At 43.0% G+C, this 21,551-nt stretch carries 17 protein-coding genes and 2 pseudogenes; 12 read left to right on the top strand and 7 right to left on the bottom strand.

Going from position 1 to position 21,551, the window contains the following annotated elements; all coding sequences use genetic code 11:
- The first annotated feature begins 116 nt into the window (after nucleotides 1-116).
- Nucleotides 117-2,870, top strand: a complete 2,754-nt coding sequence (locus tag NSU15_RS17200; protein ID WP_339286891.1) for a sugar-binding domain-containing protein — start codon at nucleotides 117-119, stop codon at nucleotides 2,868-2,870.
- A gap of 92 nt (nucleotides 2,871-2,962) precedes the next feature.
- On the opposite strand, the gene NSU15_RS17195 is transcribed toward NSU15_RS17200, so the two are convergent.
- Nucleotides 2,963-4,657, bottom strand: a complete 1,695-nt coding sequence (locus tag NSU15_RS17195; protein WP_076118845.1) for a M3 family oligoendopeptidase — start codon at nucleotides 4,655-4,657, stop codon at nucleotides 2,963-2,965.
- A gap of 298 nt (nucleotides 4,658-4,955) precedes the next feature.
- Between NSU15_RS17195 and NSU15_RS17190 the strand changes: the two genes are divergently transcribed.
- A complete protein-coding gene (locus NSU15_RS17190) occupies nucleotides 4,956-5,378 on the top strand; it encodes a VOC family protein (RefSeq protein WP_076298804.1) in 423 nt (140 codons plus the stop codon).
- Between the two features lie 226 nt (nucleotides 5,379-5,604).
- The gene (locus tag NSU15_RS17185; RefSeq protein ID WP_076118842.1) at nucleotides 5,605-6,789 is read left to right on the top strand and encodes a GntR family transcriptional regulator; all 1,185 of its coding nucleotides are present in this window, start codon (nucleotides 5,605-5,607) and stop codon (nucleotides 6,787-6,789) included.
- A gap of 226 nt (nucleotides 6,790-7,015) precedes the next feature.
- Here NSU15_RS17185 and NSU15_RS17180 read toward each other — a convergent pair whose 3' ends face one another.
- From NSU15_RS17180 to NSU15_RS17170, 3 genes are all read right to left on the bottom strand, one after another.
- Nucleotides 7,016-7,906 (bottom strand): alpha/beta hydrolase, encoded by an 891-nt coding sequence (locus NSU15_RS17180; protein ID WP_076118840.1) that lies wholly within the window; start codon nucleotides 7,904-7,906, stop codon nucleotides 7,016-7,018.
- A gap of 18 nt (nucleotides 7,907-7,924) precedes the next feature.
- Nucleotides 7,925-8,365 (bottom strand): hypothetical protein, encoded by a 441-nt coding sequence (locus tag NSU15_RS17175; RefSeq protein ID WP_044876899.1) that lies wholly within the window; start codon nucleotides 8,363-8,365, stop codon nucleotides 7,925-7,927.
- 67 nt (nucleotides 8,366-8,432) lie between these two features.
- Nucleotides 8,433-9,041, bottom strand: coding sequence for a DUF2239 family protein (locus tag NSU15_RS17170; RefSeq protein WP_060624160.1), 609 nt, complete (start codon nucleotides 9,039-9,041; stop codon nucleotides 8,433-8,435).
- A gap of 158 nt (nucleotides 9,042-9,199) precedes the next feature.
- Between NSU15_RS17170 and NSU15_RS17165 the strand changes: the two are divergent.
- The 8 genes and pseudogenes from NSU15_RS17165 to NSU15_RS17130 form a co-directional block, all read left to right on the top strand.
- Nucleotides 9,200-9,538, top strand: a pseudogene (locus NSU15_RS17165) (DUF2268 domain-containing putative Zn-dependent protease); the annotation flags it as partial.
- A 28-nt stretch (nucleotides 9,539-9,566) separates the two neighbouring features.
- Nucleotides 9,567-10,314, top strand: a pseudogene (locus tag NSU15_RS17160) (MerR family transcriptional regulator).
- A 582-nt stretch (nucleotides 10,315-10,896) separates the two neighbouring features.
- A complete protein-coding gene (locus tag NSU15_RS17155) occupies nucleotides 10,897-12,162 on the top strand; it encodes a glycoside hydrolase family 125 protein (protein WP_339286887.1) in 1,266 nt (421 codons plus the stop codon).
- Nucleotides 12,163-12,205: 43 nt separating this feature from the next.
- On the top strand, nucleotides 12,206-13,510 hold the full coding sequence (locus tag NSU15_RS17150) for an ABC transporter substrate-binding protein (RefSeq protein WP_076118834.1): 1,305 nt from the start codon (nucleotides 12,206-12,208) through the stop codon (nucleotides 13,508-13,510).
- 65 nt (nucleotides 13,511-13,575) lie between these two features.
- Nucleotides 13,576-14,463: a sugar ABC transporter permease gene (locus NSU15_RS17145; protein WP_042188999.1), complete on the top strand. Its 888-nt coding sequence runs from the start codon at nucleotides 13,576-13,578 to the stop codon at nucleotides 14,461-14,463.
- Between the two features lie 33 nt (nucleotides 14,464-14,496).
- Nucleotides 14,497-15,384, top strand: a complete 888-nt coding sequence (locus tag NSU15_RS17140; RefSeq protein ID WP_076118832.1) for a carbohydrate ABC transporter permease — start codon at nucleotides 14,497-14,499, stop codon at nucleotides 15,382-15,384.
- Nucleotides 15,385-15,417: 33 nt separating this feature from the next.
- Complete coding sequence (locus NSU15_RS17135) at nucleotides 15,418-16,473, top strand: glycoside hydrolase family 76 protein (RefSeq protein WP_249923513.1); 1,056 nt, start codon at nucleotides 15,418-15,420, stop codon at nucleotides 16,471-16,473.
- 12 nt (nucleotides 16,474-16,485) lie between these two features.
- Nucleotides 16,486-17,547 (top strand): glycoside hydrolase family 76 protein, encoded by a 1,062-nt coding sequence (locus NSU15_RS17130; protein ID WP_249923512.1) that lies wholly within the window; start codon nucleotides 16,486-16,488, stop codon nucleotides 17,545-17,547.
- A gap of 129 nt (nucleotides 17,548-17,676) precedes the next feature.
- Here the strand turns inward: NSU15_RS17130 and NSU15_RS17125 are convergent, their stop codons facing one another.
- Together NSU15_RS17125 and NSU15_RS17120 are read right to left on the bottom strand one after the other, a co-directional pair.
- Entirely contained in the window at nucleotides 17,677-18,033 is a 357-nt protein-coding gene (locus NSU15_RS17125) for an AraC family ligand binding domain-containing protein (protein WP_339286886.1), read from the bottom strand.
- A 365-nt stretch (nucleotides 18,034-18,398) separates the two neighbouring features.
- Nucleotides 18,399-19,067, bottom strand: a complete 669-nt coding sequence (locus tag NSU15_RS17120; RefSeq protein WP_339286885.1) for a DUF559 domain-containing protein — start codon at nucleotides 19,065-19,067, stop codon at nucleotides 18,399-18,401.
- Between the two features lie 295 nt (nucleotides 19,068-19,362).
- On the opposite strand from NSU15_RS17120, the gene NSU15_RS17115 reads away from it, so the two are divergent.
- On the top strand, nucleotides 19,363-19,725 hold the full coding sequence (locus NSU15_RS17115; RefSeq protein WP_339286884.1) for a DUF1304 domain-containing protein: 363 nt from the start codon (nucleotides 19,363-19,365) through the stop codon (nucleotides 19,723-19,725).
- Between the two features lie 270 nt (nucleotides 19,726-19,995).
- Here NSU15_RS17115 and NSU15_RS17110 read toward each other — a convergent pair whose 3' ends face one another.
- Nucleotides 19,996-20,883 carry a fructose bisphosphate aldolase gene (locus NSU15_RS17110; protein ID WP_339286883.1) on the bottom strand — a complete coding sequence of 296 codons (888 nt, stop codon included), beginning with the start codon at nucleotides 20,881-20,883 and terminating at the stop codon, nucleotides 19,996-19,998.
- Nucleotides 20,884-21,551: the final 668 nt, after the last annotated feature.

Here is a 21,551-nt window from a genome sequence, read left to right as displayed (position 1 = left end):
TGAGGATATTGTACACTGAAGATTGTATATTGTAAAATTATAATATACATTGCGAAATTTATATACTGGTGCTAAAATGAGCTCAACTTCTTATTTTGAAAGGCTGTGCTCATATCATGACAACTTCCGTACTGAATGTTGAGAGTCTTCCGATTCCTCGTCCCGAACATCCGCATCCACATTGGCAGCGCAAGGAATGGATGAATTTGAATGGGGAATGGTCATTTAGCTTTGATCTGAGCAATGAAGGAATAAGCAATCAATGGTTTTCGAATTCCGAAATCGCTTACAGTTCGAAGATTACCGTCCCTTTTTCTTGGGTAAGTCCATTATCCGGTATTGGCAGCGATCGTAAAGGGATAGGTTGGTATCGGCGGATTTTGAAATGGCAGCCTATCGACTCACAGACACGACTATTTTTGCGATTCGGGGCAGTGGATTATTCATGTGACGTTTGGATAAACGGAGTACATGTTGGTTCACACCAAGGTGGATACGGTTCATTTGAGTTTGAAGTTACTCCGTACTGGGTTGAAGATTTGGACAATATAATTGTCGTTAGAGTAGAGGACTTCGATCATGATTACCAAGCACGTGGCAAACAAGGTTATGGAGAAATTCGCGGAATTTGGCAGCCAGTATGGCTAGAATCTCGGCCCCAGACTTATATGAGTGATACTAAGTTTGTGACCACTATGGATGGGCAAGTGAACGTGACTACAAGAATCATTGCACAAGAATCTGGTTCAGCAGATTTCACGCTGCAATTCGCAGAGGATTCCATACTGCATACTGAGAAATTAGATCTTATCGCAGGGGAGAATGAATTTAAGCTCTCTATTCAAATATCAGATCCGAAATTATGGAGTCCAGAATCACCTTATTTGTACGAAGGCGAACTACAGCTTAGCGGATCTGTTGGCACAGACATTGTCAGCACTTATTTCGGAATTCGAGAAATCCAAACTGTTCGCTTCGATGAGCGTGGTTATCGATGGATTACTCTTAATGGCAAGCCAATTTATTTAAACGGTACCCTTGACCAGTCGTATCACAAAACGGGCTATTTCACTTATCCGTCTGATGAAGACATGCGGGATGAAATCTATCTAATGAAACGTTTGGGACTGAACTTTGTGCGTATTCATATCAAGCCAGAGGAACCCCGCAAACTATATTGGGCGGATAAACTGGGTATTCTGGTGATGGAAGACATGCCTTGCTTTTGGGGGAATCCGGATGAAAAAGCCCGTGCTGCGTATGAACTTGAAGCCCTAGAGGTTATCGAAAGAGACTATAATCATCCATCTATTTTCTCATGGGTGATGTTTAACGAGACGTGGGGGTTGAAGACGAACGCTCAGGACACTAGTCTAACGAGTGATGTAGGACAACAGTCTAGTTATCTTAAGGAGACACAGGAATGGGTTCGGGAAAAATATCGCTGGGCTAAACGACTTGACCCAACTAGAATCATTGAAGACAACTCACCTTGTAACTATGATCATGTGGAATCTGATATTAATACGTGGCATTTCTACATTAATGGTTATGATCAGCTTAGAGCTCATTTGAATGAGGTTGTAGACAAAACTTTCCCAGGTTCAGACTTTAACTGTATCGGAGGTAATGTACAATCTGATGCTCCCCTGATGAACAGTGAATGTGGAAACGTATGGGGGATCGAAGGCGGGGCAGGGGATAGTGATTTAGCATGGCATTACCGCTATATGATGAATGAATTCCGGCGGCATGATAAGTTATGTGGTTTCGTATTTACCGAATTTCGCGATGTTACGAATGAGTTCAATGGTTATTATCGGTTAGACGGCAGCGATAAAGATTTTGGTTATGATGCCTTTGTTCCAGGGATGACGATTTCTGATCTGCATTCTCCGGACTTCATCGTGATCGATGCACCGCCATGCCAGACAGTAAACGCAAAGGATGAAGTTAAAGTTCCGCTTCTTCGTTCCAGTTTCTCAGATAAATATCATGGACAGCATTTACAGGTGAAGTGGGAACTTTGGTACGACGATTTGGGAACACGAGTTGTTGCACAAAGTGATCATATGTCAGTGAATTGGGATGGATATGGAGTAGCAGCTCTACCCGCTCTGCATGTTACTATGCCTAAACAGGACGCAGTTGCAGTGCTGGCGCTTTCCTTGATAACTAATAAGGGAGAGACGCTCACTCGCAACTTCATTACGTTTGATGTAAGAAGCGGTGATCAGGAAGTAAGGTGTGAGGGGGAAGCGGATTGTATTAGTATCCCTGTGGATGCTTATAAAGAACACAGCTTTGAACTACAATGGGAAGCTATTCAATGCGCAAAAATCAATGGGGCCGGTCAAGGCCAATATGCATTTGATGTAGCTCTTCCAGATGCTTTGGAGAAAAAAATGATTGGCGAGATCGAAATTATGTTTGAAGCTAGCGCAAAGCGAGTGTTGGCCCGGAATCTTGAAGGGGCAAAGCAAAATGAAATGGGACTTGATCTCATGCATGGTGCAGACGCTAGGGTGGAGTATAATCCGAATACGTACTATATGACCGACGAAGAACGTCATCCTTCACGTGTGAAAGTTCTGGTAGAAGGTCAACGGATTGGCTCCTTCTATTTGCCGGATGATCCGGCCGACAGCCGAGGTGTATTGTCCTGGCATTATCAGCCATTAGCGAATAAGTTGGATGAGGCTGGCTCTTACGGCTATCTATGTAAGGTAAGTGTACCGGGGCAGTTAGCAGCTAAACTAGATCGCAATCGTACGTTCCGGTTGGAACTTCAAGCAGAGGGTGGAGGCTTAGCCTTGTATGGCCGCAATGCGGGACGTTATCCAATAGATTTGTTGATTCGCTATCGGTAAACTGGGTGAAGTTAGATCATTCCATTTTAAAAAGCAATCCAAGCCATAAGGCAAGGATTGCTTTTTTTGTGATGAGCTTATCAGAGAATGGATTAAAGCTCTTTATCATTAATGCTGTTCAGCCAACCTTCAATATCCCCAATAACGGAGCTAATGCAGCCATCTTCAAATGGTGAAGTCAGACCCGCTAGTTCAACCAGTTTAATAAAGGACTTGCTTCCACCAGCTTGGCATAGCTCCAAATAATCGCTCCAAGCAGATTTGAAATCTTCGTTCGAACGTTTCCAGAATTGGAAGGCACATAGCTGTGCTAGTGTGTAGTCAATGTAGTAGAACGGTGAGGCAAAGATGTGGCCTTGTTTATGCCAGAAGCCCCCTTGTTCCAGATAAGTGTTACCTTCATAATTACGATGTGGCAAGTATTTCTTCTCGATGTCTCTCCAAGCTTGCTTGCGTTCAGCAGGGGTTGCTTCAGGGTTGCTATAAACAAAATGTTGGAATTCATCGACAGATACCCCGTAAGGAATAAACTGAAGGCTGTCAGATAAGTGATTGAAGCGGTATTTATCTGCATCTTCTTCAAAGAACAGATTCATCCAAGGCCAAGCGAAAAATTCCATACTCATGGAATGAATCTCACATGCTTCATAGGTTGGAAAAGCATACTCTGGTACATTAATATTGCGGCTTTCATAAACCTGGAACGCATGACCCACTTCGTGAGTTAAGACATCAATATCCCCAGAGGTTCCGTTAAAATTCGAGAAAATAAATGGGGCTTGGTATTGGCTGAAATAGGTGCAATATCCGCCGCCTTGTTTTCCTTTTTTGCTTACTAAATCCACCAGATTATTGTCCAGCATGAAGGTGAAGAATTCATCCGTTTCAGGGGAGAGCTCTTTGTACATCTTCTTACCGTTAGCTACAATCCAGTCTGGATCCCCTTTAGGGGTAGCGTTCCCGGTCTTAAAGCTAAAGTTCTCGTCGTAATATTTCAATTCATCTAGACCCAGTCGTTCAGTCTGACGCTTCTTTAACTGCTGGGAGACAGGTACGATATATTCAAGAACTTGTTTGCGGAAATTAGCAACCATTTCAGCATTATAGTCGGTACGCATCATACGGTCATAACCTAGCTGAACAAAGTTACTGTACCCAAGCTTATTAGCTATGCGGTCACGGACCTTTACGAGCTCATCATAGATGCGGTCAAATTCAGTCTCGTGTTCGGACATAAAACCAAAACGAGCTTCAGAAGCACTTTTACGCATATCACGGTCTGTAGACAATTCGAAAGGTGCGAGTTGAGGCAGTGTACGCTCTTCACCTTCGAAAAGAATCTTGGCAGATGCGATAAGCTGGGAGTATTCTGTTGAAAGTTTGTTCTCCAATTGTAAATCTTCAATGATTTCCGGACTAAATGTCCGCAGCGAAACTTCAGCAAGCTGAAGTAACTGCGCACCCCATTCCTTTTCAAACTCGGCTCTATATTTGGAATGTACGAGTGCTTTGTAGTAGTCGGTTATGTATTCCTGAACGACAGGCCCGATTTCGTCCATGAATTCTTGTTCGGCTTTGTAAAATTCATCCGTCGTGTTGATAGAATGGCGAACGCTAACCAATGTCTGCATCGTGTCAAACTCATTGCGAAGCTTGTTAATGGCAGTGACGGAAGCTTTTTGCACCTCTAGTGGTGATGTGTCGTTGAGATCTTTCAGCAGGGCGTTAAAGTCTTGCTTGAATTTCTCTACATCCGGTCGCTCATAGCGGTAATCATCAAATTTCATAAAAAATCAACTTCCTTTCTATACCAGATAGTCTCTATTATATAATCTGAACAGCCATTTACGATAGGCCTGTGTAAGCTTTTTATGGTCGAAAAAAGAACAAATGAACAAAAGTGTAAAAACTTGTTAAGTGAAATGTGGTTTGATATTATCTATGAATATAATAGATCTCATCAAGAGAAGATGGTCCATCCAGATATTCGAGAGCAGATGAAGATGTATTGGGAAGAAGTACTAAACACAATTAATGAGCGCACTCGTACAATTTAACGAAGCGAAAATAGGAGGCTTGATATAGATGAAACCCCGAATTACAGTAATAACACTAGGCGTGGATGATTTGGAGAGAGCTTTGGTTTTTTACAGGGATGGATTAGGATTCCCGACCGAAGGGATCATTGGCAAAGAATTTGAACATGGAGCGGTTGCCTTTTTTGATTTGCAGGCAGGCTTGAAGCTGGCACTTTGGAATCGGAAAGATATGGCCTATGAGGCAAAGGTTCCATTATCCCCAGCCAGTTCAACAGAAATAACGATTGGCCACAATGTAGGAAGTAAAAAGGAAGCAGATCAGGTTATGGAGCTAGCTCAAAAGGCTGGTGCGAAGATCGTTGATCCTTTACATGATACCTTTTGGGGAGGGTATTCCGGTCACTTTATGGACCCCGATGGGCATTTGTGGGAAGTCGCATGGAATCCAGAATGGGAGCTCGAGAATTAAAGGAGTCTATTCAGAGCGTTGTTACTTAGCCTCTCTTAAACCGTATTCTCAGAATACGGTTTATCTCTGTTTCTATACGAGTATTAGAATTTTTTCGCTTTACACTCTGCACCCTTCCTCCCTCTTTTTTCAACTGCTCCAGTACAAATGTCGACAAACTTAATATATCATGATATATTATTATGTATAGAGATGAAATAATTAGAGTCAGGAGATAACGAAAGTTATGAATGAGACGATGTCATCCAAACCGATGTATGAAAAAATATTTGATGAAGTGAAGCAACTTATTATTAATAAATCCTATGGGCAAGGGGAACGGGTTCCTTCAGAAAAAGAGCTGGCTGAAACCTATAATGTAAGTCGGATTACGAGTAAAAAAGCTCTGGAAATGCTCGCCGCCGAGCATTTGATTGTAAGAAAACCGGGAAGAGGTTCGTTTGTGGCAGATCCGGCAGTTGACTATATAGGATCAGCTATGTCTTCTGAGACAGCCTCCGATGGGATTGCTTTTAACTCCTTTAACCACGAGGAAAAAACAATAGGGCTGATTATTACCGACTTTGGCAACAGTTATGGCACTGGGTTGATTTATGGAATGGAACAGGCTTCCCGTGATAATGATTGTTTTCTCGTTCTACGAAGAACATTTGGCATACCGGAGAACGAAGAAAAGTCTATTCAAAAGCTGCTCAGCTTGGGTGTGGATGGTCTGATTGTTTTTCCGGCTCAAGGTGAATTTTTTAATGCTGAGATTCTGAAATTGGTGATCGGGCGTTTTCCTTTAGTTCTGGTAGATCGCCATTTGAAAGGTGTCGCAGCCGCTTCGATCGGCACTGATAATATACAGGCAGCGCTTAAAGGGACGGAGTACTTATTTGATCTCGGGCATACTCATATCTCTTTTCTCTCTCCACCTCCAGCGGATACGACGGCTCTTGAGGAGCGGGTGGAGGGATTTATACAAGCGCATGCGGAGCGGGGGATAGCTGTGGACAAGGGGTTGTGGGTTAGTGATTTAACCTCAACTTTACCTAACTCCTTTAATGATGAGAATATTGAACATGATATCTCACGGCTAGTTTCTCATTTACAAGAGAATCCAACAATAACGGCGCTTTTTGCCGTGGAATATAATATTGCGCTGCTGGCTAGAACTGCGGTTGAACGACTTGGGCTGCAGATTCCAGAGGATATTTCGATCATTTGCTTTGATAGTCCACCAACTCCACTCGGATCGGGTTATGCGTTCACTCATTTGCGGCAGAATGAAGAAGAAATGGGGCGACTCGCAGTTGAAAATGTATTGAAAATAATGAATGGCCAGACTGTATCGAACAAGATAATGCTGGAAGCTGAGTTGATTTCTGGTGAATCTACGGGTCCTGCTAAACCATCCAAATCTAATTAGTGTCAGAAGAAAATAAAGTGTTAGACTGAAAATTATCAAAACCTAAACTTAAGGAAATCAAATAAAATAAAGGGTTCTACATATTATGCATAACTAATATGTAGAACCCTTTATTTTTAACTATCGTGTCCCGTTTAGTTCAATGAATAAGCGCTGCGCCCCTGGGCCTACTCAGCTCTATTGGGCACTGCGGGACTCCAGTTGGTTGCTATTCAGGAAGCACGTGTCAATTGCGACGGGCCGTTCGCTCTATGCCATCAGCGATTACTTTGTACAGTTGGTGCGGTAAGTCGTGTCCCATGCCTTTAACCAACATTAGCTCAGCGCCCGGAATGGCAGAGGTCGTGTCCTCGCCACACGCCGGGACGAACAGGGGATCGTCCACCCCATGAATGACAAGTGTTGGTACTTTTATGGTCGCCAGCAGCGGACGACGATCACCGGAGACAGCGATCGCAGCAATTTGTCGTCCAACACTGCCTGGGTCGTAGGCTCGCTGGACTTCCTCCAGAATGAGCGCCCGATATGCATCCTCTTCAAACGGATAGCCGGTGCCGGCGATACGTTTGGCAAAAGAGACGCTGTGCGCCAAAAATCCTGCTTCATCCTCAAATGGGTTCGGCGCTGGTTTAGTCATCATCGCCATCACATCCGGGGAAGTTTGCGGAAGTGTGGGATTACCGGAACTAGACATAATGGAGGTGAGTGATAAAACCCGTTCAGGGTACTCACTGGCAGCAATCTGGGCAATCATTCCGCCCATCGACCTGCCAACGAAATGTGCCTGGTCAATTGAAAGGGCATCGAGTAGTCCGATAGCGTCGTTGGACAAGTCATCGAGAGTGTAAGGGATGTCCGGTCGCTTTCCCGACATGAGAGCAGTCGCCAGTGCGTCAAAATCCAGCGTCGGATAATGGCTAAAATGCGTCGAGCAACCTACGTCGCGATTGTCAAAGCGGATTACGCGAAAGCCCCGCGCTGCTAATATCCGACAAAACGAATCCGTCCATCGGATCATCTGGGTTCCAAGCCCGGCGATTAGGATAATAGCCTCGTCATTTTCGTTACCAAAACTGTCATAGGCCAATTCGACGCTTTTGACTTTCAGAATGTTCATGATTATGTTCTCCTCCAATTAATTCGGTATTGTAAGTTCTGTCATAGGCAGAAGGCGTGAATCTTCGATCGCTGCAGTCCGATGCCCGATACCGGCCATGTAGTCTTGATGACTTGAAAAAGCAAGAAACGACTGCGCGCTGCTCTGGCGGATCATCATGACAAGATCCCATCTTTCGTCTTCGGGTCCGATAAGGAACTCTCCGCCATCGCCAAGAAACATGATTTCACCTCCGCTTTCACGGAGAAATGGGAGGGTGTGCTCGATATAGCGGTTGAAAGCTTCGGCACCGCTGATTGGGACCTCCGGTGTTAGTTCAGGATTGGCTGTGTAATCGGCAACATCACGAAAACGCATGAGGTTCAACATGACGATGCTGCCCTCAATGCCACGCTGTATGAACCTCATGCCAGCACGTTGCGATGGTTCGATGTAACGATTAAATTCAAATTCTGTCATAGTGTGGCTCCTTTCGTTGTTCCTTTTTTTATTCTAAATTCTTTACGCATACACATTCTTTCGTTCATTAGTTCCCTTCAGGGAATGCATTAGCGGCTAATCTTTTGATATGGTTTCTGATATCAGGTGCCCAGTCATCGATGCAGTGGTAAAAACGATCCAAATCACCAGCATACAGTGCCCGCAGAGCTTCTTCGTATTGATGGAAGTTCCCGGCCATAGCTGTCATAAAGTGATATGTTACTTCTTGTGCCTCTCGTATCTTGCTCTGTTTTCCTCCAACACGGCGAGCATCACCAACGAGTTCTCGTAATGTTACCGACGCTCCTCCAGGTTGACTCTTCAGCCATTCCCAATCTTTTGGCAATAATGTAACCTCACCGGATACAACCCCCAGCTTGGGTCGACCGACCCGCCGTGAAGGCTGGTGATTCATTTCCGTACCGGGCAAGTCGCCAAACTGCTCCCCTAATCGTTTAAGCACGTCATCTGTCTTCCCACGAAAATCAACATCTATTTGCTTCCCTGTGGTATCGTCAAATATAAGCAACTGTGTGAGGTTTCTGTCATCCAGAGTATCCTTCACTGTAGAAACAACGTGCTGTAACGAACCACTGGCGACGACTCCCGCACCCAAAAATGCCGTGTAGCAAAAGCGCGTTTGATCATTTCTCATCCTGTAGATCCTCCTCTGAATGCTCCGCTAATTTTACCCGGGTAAAAATAAAAAGTCAATTCTACCCGGGTAAAATATATTATGTTGTTTGTTATGGAGGGATTAAATGCAAAAGACGCGGCCTAAGAGAAACCGCGCTGTTGAGGGCTAGTGTTTTCACCGTTAATTTGGGCGAGCTCATTGTAAGTGAAGGATTAGCTGAAAACTATGCTACGTTCATGTTTGGCGAAGAATTGCTCGTCCCTTGGGTAACGAAAACAAACGCAGACACACTTAACAGGCGCATAAAGCCTGTCCTTAGAGAGCAATTGCAATTAACAGGGTTTGATAAATTTGCTCCGTATCTTTACGGTGACGAGATCGCCAAACTTCAAAACTTTGAACCGGTCAATATGCCTTATAGTGCTGGCTACGCTTGCGGATATTATTTAATCCAATATTATTTAAGAAAAACAGGAAGAACGATCTTTGAGGCCACAATAACACCTGCTGCTTAAATACTAGACGAAGTAAAAGGATTTTGGGATGAAGAAACCATTATTAGCTGTTAAAGATATTGTTCAGATTACAGGTATTACAAGCCGGACCTTGCATTATTACGATAGGATTGATTTATTTAAACCGACACATCTGACGGAAAAAGGGTATCGCTTATATGATCGAAGCAGTTTGGAAAAACTTCAAACGATTTTGTTCTTAAAGGAATTGGATTTTTCCTTGAAAGAAATTGCGGACATTTTAAAGCTGACCAGGTAAGAACAGAATCAAATATTAAAGAAGCAGAGACAAACCTTATTTTCAAGAAAACAAAGACTAGAAACCATCATGGTTGCTCTCGAAGAATACGTTTCGGGGAATAATATTAGTAATTTGCAAATTTTCAACAATTCTTCCGTTTTGCCATTAAAGAACAATATGCAAATGAGGCGAGATTCATCTATGGTGAAACAGAAGCGTATAATGTGTTTAATGAAACGTTGGATAAACTATCACAAGATGAAAAAGATGAACGTTTTCAATCGAAGGAGGAAGTATTCAAGCAAATTGCGTCTTGTGTCGATCAGCATCCTTCCTCCGATGAAGTTCAGCGATTAATCGAGGAGTGGAAAAAAATCTAATGCGATTCATGCCATGTGATACAGAGCTACTGGCTTGCATTGCCGATACTTACAAATTCGATGCACGATTCAATAACTACTTTAATCAATATAGCAATGAGGATTTAGCAGATTTTCTACACAGTGCTATTATGCATCATATATCTCAATCGTGAACAGGAAAATTCGGCTGAAAATAGGAAGGGCATATTTTGGTTTTGGAGATAGTTTGAAAGCCACAGATCATGCAGTTTTTATAATAAAAAATGATAAACAAATAGAGTTTGCCATACCATATAAATCGAAAACATTTTGGTATGAGTCTTGGCTGAAGATAAAAGAGTTCTACGGAGTCTAACACGATTGAACTAACGGGAACGTTAGTTCAACAAAGCAGCGGCAGTCTAAGACTTTAATTTCTCGATCAGCTAAAACTTATTTTTAAACACCTGAAGTTTTTTAACTCTGAAACCGCATCAAATCAACGACCCCAGTCTAATACTTTATTTGCTTTCAACAATTAGTTTAAAACGATTATCCATAAATTAGTTGATATAAAAACCTATCTTTTGGGATGGGTTTTTTTGTTTGTTTTAGATAGATGTTTATCATTATAGAAATATTGATATATCATTATTGATAAATAAACATATTGACATACTAACCGCATGACAATATACTAATTTGTGAAAGCGCTTCAAAGGAAAAAGAAAAAGGGGGTATTATAACTGAAAGCAACCAGAGAAATCCCTGAGTCGATGAAGAAACTGGCATCTAATGTAAAAGCAGAACTGAACGATCGTCCAAAATTAGCCGAAATGTTCGAGAAATGTATGGCTAATACCTGGAATACAACCTTAAAACAAATGGCGAACGGCACCACATTTGTCATTACCGGAGATATTCCAGCGATGTGGCTGCGGGACTCCGCTGCTCAGGTTAGACCTTTCCTGATCCTTGCCTCCGAGGATGAAGAAATTGCGGACATGATTGAGGGACTTGTGCAAAGACAATTCGCCTGCATTCAGCTTGACCCTTATGCGAACGCGTTCAATGAAGAAGGGAATGGGAATGGCCATCAGGAGGATCTTACGGAGATGAGCCCGGGTGTATGGGAAAGAAAATATGAAATTGATTCGTTATGCTATCCGATCCAACTGAGTTATCTGCTCTGGAAGAATTCGGGCCGAACTAGTCAGTTTAATAATTCATTTGTAAAGGGTGTAGAAAGAATCATTGCATTATGGACTACCGAACAGAATCATGAGAGCGATTCCAAGTATCTTTTTCAGCGGATGAACTGTCCACCTACGGATACATTAACACGCGGAGGCAAAGGGACATTGACGGCTTATACCGGAATGACATGGTCTGGATTTCGTCCTAGTGATGATGCTTGTGAATACGGGTATTTGGTTCCTGCCAATATGTTCGCTGTGGTTGTTTTAGAGTATGTGTGTGAAATTGCCCGAGAGATACTAAGGGATCAGGAACTGGAATTGAAAGCCAGGAAACTTTCTGAACAGATTAATGAGGGGATAAGCCAATATGGAATCGTAGACCACCCAGAGTTTGGGCCAGTCTATGCATATGAAGTAGATGGCCGTGGACAGGTGAATTTGATGGATGATGCAAATGTGCCGAGTCTGCTTTCTATCCCGTATTTGGGTTATGTGAGTGCCGATGATCCTATCTACAAAAATACCCGTGCGCTTATTTTAAGCAGCGATAATCCTTATTTCTTCTCAGGAAAGGCGGCTGCTGGCATTGGAAGTCCACATACGCCTAGTCGTTATATCTGGCCTATTGCTTTAGCGATTCAGGGAATGACATCTACTAGCAATGCAGAACAGGAATCCTTGCTTAATCTGCTGGAGAAGACGGATGCGGGCACCGGATTTATGCATGAAGGGTTCCATGTGGATAACCCGAATGAATTTACACGTCCGTGGTTCTCTTGGGCAAATATGATGTTCTGTGAGCTGCTGCTTATGCACTGTGGGATGCAAGTTAAGCGAAGCTGACGTCTAAAAGGTTTATAAATCGACTCTAAAGGGGATAGAGAACATGAAAAAATGGCTGGTTACCACACTTGCTTTGGTTATGACAGCTTCACTTGCTACGGGCTGCGGTGGCGATAATGGGTCTGCCGGTAAAGAGTCCGGAACTGCAAGTAAACCTGGAAGCGGTGATGGGAAGAAGACGGAGCTTACCTTCTGGGGAGATTGGGGAGGTGAGGGACAGAAGCAATTTGAGACCATGGTCGATGCCTTTAATAAATCTCAGGATAAGATTCATGTAAAGTATGTGCTGCAGCAGGATATGATCACGAAATTCCTGACTTCCGCGACCAATGGCGGTACTCCAGATGTACTGTTTTGGGATCGTTGGAGAACTTCACTGTATGCCCCGAAGAACGTACTGCATCCGGTTGACGAATACTTAACGCGTGACGGCATTTCCAAAGATGATTTCTACAGCGAGTCCCTTAGGGAGCTTTCGTATGATGATAAATTATATGGGCTGCCGCTTACGGTAGATGCCCGAGCTCTTTTCTATAATAAGAAGCTTCTCGCAGATGCGGGACTTCAGCCTCCGACAACATGGGATGAGCTAGAGGCCGCAGCTACTAAGCTAACCAAATGGAACGGTAATAAATTAGAAATCGCAGGTTTTTCAATGGGAGACTTGGGGCTTTTTAATATGTATCTCCAACAAGCTGGTGGCTCCATGCTTACAGAGGATGGAAAGACCAATTTTAATAATGAGCAAGGCAAGCAAGTGCTAGAATTCTGGGATCGCCTGATGAACAAGGATAAAGTGTATAAAGTAGGGTTCGAGCTTGGACTTGGGGAAGGGCAAGATGCTTTTGTTACTGGTAAAGTTGCTATGCTGTATTCCGGCCCGTGGATGCTCAGCACCTATAACAAATATGGTAAAGATCTGGATTATGGAATCGTTCCTCCTCCAGCTGGTCCAAGCGGGGATAAAGGCAGTGTAATGGGTGGATTTGGTCTAGTGATTCCAGAAGGCTCCAAACATAAGGAAGAGGCGTGGGAGTTCATCAAATGGTGGACGGCGAACAAGGATAACGCTTTGCTCTGGGCCAAGACTAGTCTTAATCTGCCAGGTTATAAGCCATCAATGGAAGATCCATTCTTCAAGGATGATCCAAAGTGGCAGCCGTTTCTAGAAACGTTGGAGTTCGCTAAGGTTCGTCCAAACCACCCTGGTTATTCCGTGATGGAAACCGACGCCTTGGCACCTAATTTACAGCTTAACCAGCAAAACAAGATGAGTATTGATGAGACCTTGAAGAAATCGCAAGAAGAAGGCGATAAAATGCTTAAGGATAATGAAGTTGTGAAGTAATAAGTAAGACATTTGAAGTAAAGGGGAGGTTTTGCCTCCCTTTTGCTTAGGAGGGGGTAGCTGAAATGGCTTCCATCAGAAAGCTAGAGAAACATCAGGCGCGGACGGCTTATCTGTTTATTACACCCACGGTGTTGCTATTTACAGTATTCACGGTCATCCCCGTGGTAATGGCGCTATATTTAAGCTTTACCAATTACGATGTACTTAGTAGAAATGATTGGATCGGTTTTGATAACTATCGCCGTTTGATAGAGGACAGTTTGCTTTGGAAAACATTCCGAAATGTATTTTTTTATTCGATCATTTTCGTTCCGCTAAATATCCTGATTTCGCTGCTCCTCGCGATTTTACTTAGTCGAAGCTGGCGTGGGGTGAAGCTGTTCCGCACTCTGAATTATCTGCCAACCCTTACATCCGCCGTTGCTGCTGCTACCGTATGGATCTGGCTTTTGCATCCTGAATTTGGTTTGGTTAATGGATTGTTGTCCTATGTTGGGATTACAGGTCCAGCTTGGTTATCCGAGACCCGAACGGCGATGTTGTCCATTATTATGCTTACCCTCTGGCAATCGGTAGGTTCTAATATGATTATCTACTTGGCAGGTCTGCAAGGCGTGCCTGATTATTTGTATGAATCCGCACGGCTGGATGGTGCCAATAAACTGGATTGTTTCCGGTATATTACTTGGCCGCAACTACGTCCAACTACCTTTCTAGTCAGCACGATGGCAATCATTGGCGCGCTACAGTTGTTCGACCAAGCTTTTGTGCTGACGCAGGGTGGTCCGGCGAATATGACGAAAACTCCGGTCTATCTGATCTATCAGCAGGGCTTTAATCAATTGCAAATGGGGTATGCGTCTGCACAAGCTTTTGTGCTTGCTGTGGCGATTCTCATATTCTCACTTATAAACATGCGGATCACAAAGGCGGAGGAGTCCATTGTATAAGCCGGGCTTGTCATGCAGAAAGGGGATAGAGGTATGGATACTAGTGGAAGTTCGTTATTAAAAAGAAGCTTAAGTAAATCTATTTATTATATAGTGTGCATTGTTATTGCAATCGTAATGTTTCTACCTTTCTATTGGAGTGTTCTTACATCTTTGAAGCCTGACGAAGAGATATTCGCCATGCCCATTCGGTGGTTTCCTTCACATTTGACCTTAGAGCATTATCGTAAGGCATTTACAACGGTTCCATTTGCCCTCTTTTTCTGGAATTCACTTGTGCTTGCTGTAGCGGGTGTACTGGCGAATCTGTTTTTTGGTTCGATCAGTGGCTACGCATTCGCAAAGTTGAATTTTAAGCTCAATAAGCCAATATTCCGCGTGCTGCTAGCGGCGATGATGATACCGGGCATAGTGACGATGATCCCTACAGTTTATGTCATGCGTCATATTCCATTTTTCGGAGGCAACGATATTTTTGGCAGTGGGGGGAACGGGTTGATGAACTCCTTCTGGGGGATTATTCTTCCGGGAGCTTCAGGAACTTTTGCTGTGTTCTTTATGCGGCAATTCTTTCTTACTCTACCTAGTGACATGATGGAAATGGCCCGGATCGAAGGCTGTGGAGAGTTTAAGATATTTTGGCGTATTTATTTGCCGCTGACCAAACCAGCGCTGGCGACTTTAAGCATCTTTACTTTTCAAGCGGGCTGGAACAGCTTCCTATGGCCCATGATTGTATTGAATGACCCGGATAAAGCGACGATCCAGATGGGACTTCAAGCTTTCTCCTATAATTTCCAAACGGATTACGGTCCAATGATGGCTGGTGCGCTTGTTGCGATTTTGCCAATATTGGTGCTCTTTCTGGCGCTTCAGCGTTATTTTGTGCAGGGGATTGCATTCAGTGGCATTAAAGGTTAATTCTATAAAAATCGAATCAGGGAGAGAGTTTATATGAACCAATTGGAGATCGGAATTTGGGAGGAACGGGCGAATCAAGCACAAGCCGCGCTGGATTCATTATTCTGGAATGACGCGATCAAAATGTACAATATAGAAACACCTTGTCCGAACGGAGAATGTAATACCATTTTTCATTATTGGTGGATGGCTCATGCTGTGGATGTATTGGTAGATGGATTACAGCGAACTAGAGAGGAATGGTATGCCGAAAGGCTTTCCGCGCTTCATGAAGGTCTTTTGCGACGAAATGGGGGAGTGTGGCCCAACGAGTTGTATGATGATATGGAATGGATGGCTCTCGCGTGGCTCCGTGCCTATCAAGCAACAGGAGAGGAAGTTTATAAAGATACAGCCCTTCTTTTATGGGAAGACATTCAGACAGGCTGGAACGAGCATATGGGTGGTGGGATCGCTTGGCAGAAGTCACAGTTGGATTATAAAAATACACCTGCCAATGCACCGGCGGCTATTCTGGCAGCTCGTTTGTATCAAGCCTTCGGAGAAGCTGAAAATCTAGAATGGGCACAAAAAATTTATAGATGGCAAAAAGAACATCTGGTAGACCCGACGACGGGTTTTGTATGGGATGGCATGAATCGTACTGGCGATGGTCAGATTGATAAGGAATGGAAATACTCCTATAACCAAGGTGTCTATATTGGCGCAGCTGTAGAACTCTATCGTATCACTAAGAATCAATCCTATTTAGAGGATGCTCGATTAACTTTTTCCGCTGCTGCTCATGAGCTTGCTGAGGCTAAGGGCGGTGTACTTCCAGACGAAGGAAATGGAGATGCTGGATTGTTCAAAGGAATCCTGATTCGGTATACGGCAGAATGGGTCAAAGCTGATGCCGCAGCTGTTGAAGCTGTCGATTTTCTGCGTAGGAATGCTGAATCTCTCTGGGAGCAAGGAAAGTCAGAGGACGCAGCTTTGTTTGGCACAGATTGGACTTTGTCATCTACTGGTGTAATTCAGCTCAGCTCCCAACTTAGTGCAATGAAGTTATTGGAGAAGATGGCTGAATTAACTAAGGATCAGATTTGAGGTGAACTTTTAATGACACAAGCAAAAGAAGCCCTAGAAGCGCTTAACTGGCAGGAAAGGTCGGAGTGGTTCCAACAATGTCTAGAACGTAATTATTATAATGTGGAGACGGGGATCATGAATCAATGGTATCCCAGGGAGTATAATGTTGCTGGTGAGAATTTTTATTACTGGTGGCAGGCTCATGTCATTGATATTCTAGTGGATGGCTACGAGCGTAGCGGAGATCCTGCATATTCACTGAGAATCAAGGAATTGAGTGAACATCTCCAAGCTTATAACGGTGGGACTTTCAGGCATAATTACTATGATGATATGGAATGGACGGCATTGGCGCTGCTACGTGCTTATCGGGTTACTGGATATGAAGGTTACTTAGACGCTGTGCTAGATCTATGGGAGGATATAAAATCGGCTTGGAATGATCATTTTGGAGGCGGTTTGGCCTGGAAGAAGGATCAGCTCGATTATAAAAACACACCTGCCAATGCACCCGCTGCCATACTAGCAGCTCGGTTATATGAACAGTTTCAAAAGCAGGAGGACCTGGAGTGGGCAATCCGTATCTATGATTGGAACAAGACGTATCTAGTAGATCCGGCGACTGGTTTTGTATGGGATGGAATAAACAGGCTTGGAGATGGCCAGATCGATTACGATTGGGAATTTACGTATTGTCAGGGTGTTTTTTTAGGTGCGGGGTTAGAGCTGTATAAGAATACGGGTGAAGTCCATTACTTGGAAGATGCAAATCGGACAGCTAATACATGTATCGATCGTCTATGCAATCCGATTAATCTGATGTTACCTGATGAAGGTATTGATGATACTGGATTATTCAAAGGTATTCTAGTTCGTTATCTGGTTCAGCTTTGTAGAGTGGTTCCTGAGGCAATCCGGATTCGTGAGGTAATCATGGCCAATGCTTTGCAGTTGTGGGAAAAAGGTCTGGATAAACAGCGGGGTCTGTGTAGTCCATCATGGGAAGTGAAACCGGGGCTTCCAGTTCAACTGAGCATTCAACTCAGCGGCTTGATGCTGCTGGAGGGTGCAGCGGCAATCATGGAGGAGTAACTTATAGGCGTATAAAGAAGCATCTCTTTTTAAATGGTGCATTGATCTTCCATTTAATAAAGAGAGGCTTCTTTTTTGTTATTTTAAATTAATCGTTTATCTGTTAGAAGATCCGATGTTTCCAGCCATTCAATTTTGCGACAGCTTCAATATAATAGTAGCTTTTCTTTTTGAAAAGCCTTCAAGCAGGTTCTCCGCAACATATGGATCAATATAGAAGATGGATCTTTCAAAGGGACAAGCGGGAGAGACCTCAGAATAGATCCGGTGCAGCTGATAGGGCTGGAAAAAGAATAACATCCCCCTGCGGATATCGTACATCTGCTGATTGACAACAACATTTCCCTGACCGCCATGCAAGAACATGATTTCACAGCATTGATGCCAGTGATAATAACCTTTGTAATAGTCGTCTGTATATATTATGTAATCCCACACTAAGGTCTGATGTTCTTCAAAAACAACGGGTTCGAATAGCTGCTTCATAAGCCCTCCAAGATGACAAAATACAAACATTTTCTTATGTTCCTTTATAACTTTAAGGGTGATGAAGCGATACAATAAAAATGAACTGAGTGATGCTATCGGGAGACAAGTTGCCATGTTAGATTACATAAACAGAAGCCCAGAATCCAAAATTCAAAATCTATAACTGAACTCGACTAAAAAACTGCAAAAGTACAATTTTTATCAGTTAATTAGGTGTTGGTTAGGGATATTGCTGCAAATATACAGGAATATGACTCTAAATTAACCTTGGTTATCATAAAATTAGTGAAAAACTGTATGTATGCAGGAAAACTCCTCCGTGGATGAATAAAGGACTTAAAAGATGTAAAATTGCAGGATTTCTACAAGCGGTTCATCGTGTTGGGCTGGAGTTCATACTTTACAACATGTTTTCCTTCTGGTCCGGTTACAGGTGAGAGCACCCCTTTGGTGCAGAGGGAATGCAGCATTCGAACGGCTGATCGATGATTGATATTTAAATGAATCTCTACATCAATTGGGCGTAATGGGCGAGCAAGCGTATAGGCAAGTCGGATGATTTCCCGTTCCGCCACACTCTCCAGACTAACTGGAGAAGATTCTGACTGATATCGGCTAAGCAGCATTCGCAACAGTGTCATGCAAATCTCGGGACGATTAGCGACGTCGTCGTATGCAAATGAAATAACTTGAAATCCCATTGCAGATAAGAAGGTTTCTCTGTTCAGTTCATTACAGTATTTATTTCTATCCATATCTCGAACATGTGGACCAAAACCTTTGATTTCGATGACTAGCTTCACATACCGAGTGATGTATGCAAAGTCACAGAAATAGGATTGACCCCGCCAATCGAGCACTTCGAATTCTGGATGTAGACCGTCAAAATTCAATCGTAGAGACCACCAAACGTTGCGGCAAAATAGCTTCTCCGCTTCCCGGTGTCCACGTTCCAAGCGACCTTTGCGTTCCCCTGATCTTTTTTGTAAATGGTATTGAATAAATGAATCATGCGCCGTTTCGAAGTTCATCTTTAATCATTCCCCCTTAATCAACGAAAGAACGTCCCGATCCATTCAAAAAGGAATGAATCGGGACGTTCTTCGTCTCGTACACTTAATTATAGTTAAGATTCTATAAGTTGACCAGACGAATAGGACTTTAAAAACTCCATAAATCAGTAGCTTGATTTCTGCATTCTTTTGTTCATTACTAGGAAGGGGATTTGAGTGCCTTTAATATGAAAATGATGATGGAATGTACATTTTTAATTAATATGTGATACAATTAAATTGTGTACAAACTAAAGTAAGAGGAGTTAATCAAATGATCCTAGCAGGTAATATCATGGTCGGTCTCGTTGCGTTAATGCATATTTATATTGTCTATTTGGAAATGTTCGCTTGGTCAAAGCCCAAAGGGCTTCGAGTTTTTGGAATGACGCAGGAAGTTGCAGATGCTTCTAAAACTCTAGCAGCGAATCAAGGGTTGTATAATGGATTTTTAGCTGCTGGTCTAATTTGGGGACTGGTTCATCCGAATGTGAATTTCGGCCACCAAGTTGTAATCTTTTTCCTCTGCACTGTTATAGTGGCTGCGATTTATGGTGCACTGACAGTGAAAAAATCTATCTTGTTTATGCAAGGCCTTCCAGCATTCATCGCTTTAATACTAGTAGTTTCGGCTTAAGATAACCTAAAAGTTAGTGGATTTAGGGTTTTACCTCACGTGCAGGCGTGGTGAAGCCCTTTTTTACGTGAGATAAAATGATGTAATCAGTAATTATGCGGTTCATTTTATTTCTTGTGACTTAAGCAGAAGGGGCAACTAACTATTTGCGAGAAATACCCTTCAAAAAAGTAAATCAAATTAAAAAAAAGGCTGTTTCCCGGCAGGTAATTTACCTGTCAGGGAAACAGCCCTTTTTATGTCTTAGGCCTTCACGAGGGAAAGAGCTGCTTATTGAATAGAGGCAGCATAAATTGCTTCTACAGATTTGGAGAGGAGTGCGTTAAACTCTTCGTCTGACTGCCCGGCAGTTAGTCCTTGCGATAAAGCACGCGAAAAGCTGGCGATTAATCCTTGATTGTGAGCGAGTTTATTGTTGGCCTCAGCTTGTGTGTAACCGCCGGACAAAGCGACAATTCTTAAAACGTGAGGATCGTCCATTAACTCGCGGTAAAAGTTATTCTCTGTGGGTATAGAGAGCTTAAGCATGACCTTTATGTCTTTGCCCAGTTTAGACAATTGAGCTGAAAGTTCTTCTTTTAACAGCTTTTCCGACGCTGTTTTATCAGAAGAATGGATATCAACCTCAGGCTCGATGATCGGAACCAGTCCCGCTTCTAAAATTTGCTTGGCGACTTCAAACTGCTGTTCAACCACTTTTTTGATGCCGGAAGGATTGGCTTCTTTAATCACCGAGCGCATTTTCGTTCCAAAGATATTCCGTTCGTTGGCCCGCTTCAGAAGATCATTTAAGCCGGGAATTGGCTTCATGAGCTGTACCCCGTTTTCTGGATCGGCAAGTCCTTTATCGATTTTTAGAAAGGGAACAATGCCTTTTTCCTCCCACAGATAATCAGCAGTATATTTCCCGTCAATGAGACGATCCATAGTGTTCTCAAATAAGATGGCACCCAGTATATACTTTGAATCAAATGCTGGGCTCTTGATAATGCGCGTTCGCATCTCGTGAACCATTGCATACATTTGATCTTCATTGGAGTAGCTGTCCTCTTTAATGCCATATTGCAGCAGCGCTTTAGGTGTACTTCCACCACTTTGGTCCAAGGCAGCTATAAATCCCTGTCCCGTCCGAATTCGATCCCATTGCTTCATATTCATGAAAAAATCTCCTTCCTTTCGTGAACTGAATGGATATTCATATGCTTTTTAATTATAACACCTAAAATACTGGCCCTAAACAAGAGGCGAGTGAGCCAGCGTGGTTACCTTCTAACTTGAGCTGGACTCAATCATAGAAATAAGGTCATCTGAGTCCGATCCAATCTCGGGTTGGCTATGAAGGAATATAATGTTACGCCAAGGTCATTCAGAGTGCTTACAAAGTAGCAGATACTCGAAAATGTGATGACGCCAACGTGGTAAACTTCGATCTGCATTAATCCACTAGTCTCTTCGAAGCATTCTCTGATAATGTTCCTCGAAACGTTCTCTTTTTATGCTCATTTCCCAAAATCGAGAACAAATAGCAATTCCCTTTCACGATGTCATTCATCCCAAAATGATTAAATACTTTAAGTTAGTTTGGAAATACGAGGGAGATTGAGTAAATGTAGCGACTGGAAATTTTATTCTTGTTACAAAGCGGCTGTGGTGATGGTTTTTGAAATTGTAAAGCGTGAGTTCAGATTCGCTAAAGCCGCGTTGGGCTTAAGATTTTCCTTTAATGAATGAGAATACCCGAGTAATTTAATACGAATAATCCAATAAGATTTTCTTTGTGACATAAATCATAATTACCATTTCTTAGCTTTGTGAAAATAATAACT

Origin of the sequence: Paenibacillus sp. FSL E2-0201 (assembly GCF_037963325.1) — a bacterium.
Lineage (GTDB): Bacteria > Bacillota > Bacilli > Paenibacillales > Paenibacillaceae > Paenibacillus_AQ.
Note: the sequence above shows the minus strand (reverse complement) of the source record. Positions and strands in the feature narration are given on the sequence as shown.